Source organism: Flintibacter hominis, assembly GCF_014287965.1.
GTDB lineage: Bacteria > Bacillota > Clostridia > Oscillospirales > Oscillospiraceae > Lawsonibacter > Lawsonibacter aceti.
This window is the reverse complement of sequence record NZ_JACOPO010000021.1, coordinates 1-4206: the sequence shown is the minus strand read 5'-3', so window position 1 is coordinate 4206 and position 4206 is coordinate 1. Positions and strand designations below refer to the sequence as shown.

3 protein-coding genes are annotated in these 4206 nt (G+C 57.1%); all 3 read left to right on the top strand.

Annotation, left to right across the window (positions count from 1 at the left end; genetic code table 11):
- Positions 1 to 1191 (top strand): aminotransferase class III-fold pyridoxal phosphate-dependent enzyme (locus H8S11_RS13615; RefSeq protein ID WP_186853522.1); only part of this gene is annotated, 1191 nt, incomplete at its 5' end.
- A 37-nt stretch (positions 1192 to 1228) separates the two neighbouring features.
- Positions 1229 to 2599, top strand: a complete 1371-nt coding sequence (locus H8S11_RS13610) for an aldehyde dehydrogenase family protein (protein ID WP_186853521.1) — start codon at positions 1229 to 1231, stop codon at positions 2597 to 2599.
- Between the two features lie 318 nt (positions 2600 to 2917).
- Positions 2918 to 4206 (top strand): acetyl-CoA hydrolase/transferase family protein (locus H8S11_RS13605; RefSeq protein ID WP_186853520.1); only part of this gene is annotated, 1289 nt, incomplete at its 3' end.

Here is a 4206-nt window from a genome sequence, read left to right as displayed (position 1 = left end):
TATACGGAGGATGGCCGGAAGATTCTGGATATGGCATCCGGTATTGCCACGAACGCCCTCGGCCACTGCCACCCCAAGGTGATCGCTGCCGCTGAGAAGCAGCTGCATACTCTGATCCACGCCGGACATAACATTCTGTACTATGAGCCCTATACTACTTTGATGGAGAAGCTGGTGGAGAAGACCGGCAATAAGTACAAGGTGTATTTCTCCAACTCCGGAGCTGAGGCCAACGAGGGCGCCATGAAGCTGGCGAAGTACGCAACCCAGCGTCCTGTCATCATCTCCATGAAAAACGCCTTCCACGGCCGTACCATGGCAACCGCGACTATTACCACTTCCAACGCTGCCTACCGCAAGAACTACGAGCCCATGATGCCCAGCGTCTACTTTGCCGAGTATCCCTATCTGTTCCGGACTCCCTACAAGATGGAGGACGGCAAGTGCCCCAAGGAGTATTTCACTCAGTTTGATGAGATCTTCAAGAAGATCGTGGATCCCTCTATGGTAGCGGCGATCATGATGGAGCCTGTTCAGGGCGAGGGCGGCTATGTGGTCCCCCCAGTGGAGTGGCTGAAGTATGTCCGTGAGCTGTGTGACAAACACGGCATCATGCTGATCTTTGACGAAGTCCAGACGGGCTTTGGCCGCACCGGCAACCTGTACGCCTGGCAGACTCTGGGCGTAGAGCCTGACATTTTTACCTCCGCGAAGGCCATCGCTGGCGGCCTGCCCCTGTCCGCTGTCTTTGGCAAGAAGGAGATCATGGACAAGTGGGCCAAGGGCGCTCACGGCGGAACCTACGGCGGCAACCCCGTTTCCTGCGCGGCCTCCCTGGCGGTTCTGGAAGAGCTGTATGAGGGCGGCGTCCTTGAGAATGTGAAGAAGATGGGCGAAGTTGTCCGCGGCAAGTTCTATGACCTGCAGAAGAAGTACGATGTCATTGGGGATGTGCGCGGCCTGGGCCTGATGAACGCCATCGAGTTCGTTAAGCCTGAGGACAACGCTCCCGACGGGGCCCTGTGCGCCGCCGTCCAGGCTGAGGCTTTGAAGCGTGATCTGCTGCTGCTCAACTGCGGCGCCGACCACAACAACATCCGCCTGATCCCCCCGCTGAATGTGGATGAGGCCACTCTGGATACCGTGTTCCAGATTATTGATGAGTCCATTGCCGCGGCACTGAAGGGCTGAGAAACTGATTATAGGATACAATTAGGAGGTCACTATCGTGGATACACAGGAATATCTGCAGTCGCTGGTAGACGCCGCGCGCGCGGCCCAGAAGGAATTTGAGAAGATGAGCCAGGAGCAGGTGGACGCTGCCGCCAAGGCGATTGGTAAGGCGATTTATGACCATGCGGAGGAACTGGCCAAGATGGCGGTGGAAGAGACCCGGATGGGGCGCGTGGACAGCAAGATCGCCAAGTGCAAGAACAAATCCAAGAGCACCTGGTGGCGCATGAAGGACCAGAAGAGCCGCGGGATCATTGAGCGGGACGAGGTCAATGGTATTATGAAGGTCGCCAAGCCCATCGGCGTAGTGGGCTGCGTCACCGCTACCACCAACCCCGTCATCAACCCCATGCACAACTCCATGTGCGCTCTGAAGTGCGGCAACGCCGTCATTATCTGCCCCCATCCCCGCGCGAAGGGCGTCGGCGTCCGGGCGGTTGAGCTGATGAACGAGGCGCTGGATAAGCTGGGTATGCCCAAGAACCTGATCCAGATTATTAAAGAACCTACTATGGAGCTGTCCGCCGGCCTGATGAAGACCGTGGATCTGTGCATCTGCACTGGCGGCCCAGGTCTGGTAAAGGTGGCTTACTCCTCCGGGAAACCGGCTTTGGGTGTCGGCCAGGGCAATGTTCAGGTCCTGGTGGACCGGGATGTGGACTATGACGAGGTAGCCAAGATGGTCATCGCGGGCCGTACCTTTGACAATGGCGTTCTGTGTACCTGTGAGCAGAACGTGATCTGTCCCAAGGATAAGGTAGATGAGATGGTGGCCGCGCTGAGAGCGAATGGCGCTTACTACATTGACAACCAGGCCGATGCCGACAAGGTCCGCAACAGCGCTTTCCCCGACGGCGTGTTCAACAAGGAGTGGACTGGCACCACGATCCAGCAGATGGCTGATTTGGCCGGTCTGGAGGGGATCCCTGAGGATACCAAGGTCCTGGTATGCTGCACCAAGGGCTATGCCCGTCAGGAGGTCCTGGCGAAGGAGAAGCTGTTCCCCATGCTGGCGCTCTTCACCTACGACACCTGGGAGGAGTGCATGGAGATCGCCCGGGCCAACCTGGAGATGGAGGGCATGGGCCACAGCGTGGTCATCCACTCCAACAACACCGAGCATATCGAGGCTGTTCCCACCGTCGTCAACGTGTCCCGCTATGCAGTCAATCAGGTAGGCGGCACCGCTCTGGGCGGCGCTATGGACAACGGTCTGAATCCCACCACCACGCTGGGCTGCGGCACCTGGGGCAACAACGCCATCAGCGAGAACCTGTGGTTCACCCACCTGATGAATGTGAGCCGCATTTCCTATAAGGTCCCTGATATGTACATCCCCACTGATGAGGAAATTTGGGCGGACTGATCTCTTTTTTCAATATTAGAGTATTCTTGACCATAATAGTTCCCCAATTTCTTCTGTCTGGGTACTTTACGGAAAAGTCCGGCTTCATGTTAGCCGGACTTTTCCGCGTTAGAGAAATGAATGGTGTTTGTTGAAAAATAGGTAAAAATATTTCTGAGGCAGGCATGGGCAGCAAAGAGCTTGACAGATTGATTATACTTAAATGGGACAACAGGGGCAGAATGTTTGGACCATAATGATATGAGGATCAAGGAGAGTATCGAGGCTCATGAGGCGCTTCAGAAATATTGCGATGTATATTTTGGAAGGAGAGAAAAGATGGTACAAAACTATATGAGTAAATTTGTTACTCCCGAAGTGGCGGCAAAAGCGGTTCGATCCGGCGACTGGGTAGATTACGGCTTTGGCGCGGGCTTTCCCGAACTGATGGACCGGGCGCTTGCGGCGAGAAAAGAGGAGCTGAAAGACGTCAAGATCCGGGGCGGCCTGGTGATCCGGCCCCGGATCGAGGTGGTGGAGCGCGACCCGGAGCAGTCCGCGTTCACCTACTACAGCTGGCATATCGGGGACTATGAGCGGAAGCTGCAGAGCAGAGGGCTGGTGAAGTTTCTGCCTATGATGCTCCGGGCCCTGCCGGAGCTCTACCGGAGCTATATCAGGGTCGATGTGGCCTTCGTCCCTGTGTCCAAACCGGATGGGGACGGCTACTGCGGCCTGGGAATTTCCAACTATGCCTGGCGGACGATTTTTGAAAACGCGCGTACGGTGATCTTTGAGATCAATGAGCGGCTGCCCAAGCTTCAGGGGGTCAACGGCTCCCACCGCGTCCACCTGTCGGAAGCCACGTATGTCGTAGAGGGGGTCCATGAACCGCTGCCTCTGCGTACCTATAAGGACCCCTCGCCGGTAGATATCCAGATTGCCCGCAATGTGGTGGCGGAGATCCCGGACGGGGCTGTGCTGGGGCTGGGCGTAGGCGGCGTTCCCTTCACTGTGGCCAAGATGCTGGCGGAATCCGACCTGAAGGACCTGGGCTGCTGGACAGGCACTATCAGCGATGCCTTCCTGGCGATCCACAAGGCGGGAAAGCTGACCAACGCCCGCAAGGAGGTGGATGCCGGTTACTCTACCTGGAACCTGGCGATGGGCTCTCAGGAGCTGTATGACTGGCTGGAAAATGAGCCGGAGCTGTTCTATCCCGGCGATGTGGACCATGTCCATTCCCCGGAACGCATGGGGAAGATGAGCAATTTCATCAGCATCAATGGAGGTGTTCAGCTGGACTTGATGGGACAGGAGAACGCCGAATCGGCAGGCAGCAGGCAGCTGTCCGGCATAGGCGGCCAGATGGACTTTCTGGAGGGCGCCTTCCGCTCCAGGGGCGGCCGGGGCTATATCTGCATCAATTCCTCCAGAAGGGACAAGGAGGGCAATCTGAGATCCAACATTGTTCCCACCATTCCGGGGGGCAGCACCATATCTGTCCCCCGCACCATGGTTGAGTGTGTGGCTACTGAGTACGGCGTGGCCCATCTGCATGGCCTGTCTTTAGGCGAGAGAGCCGCTGCCATGGCCGCTATTGCTCACCCTGACTTCCGGGAGGAACT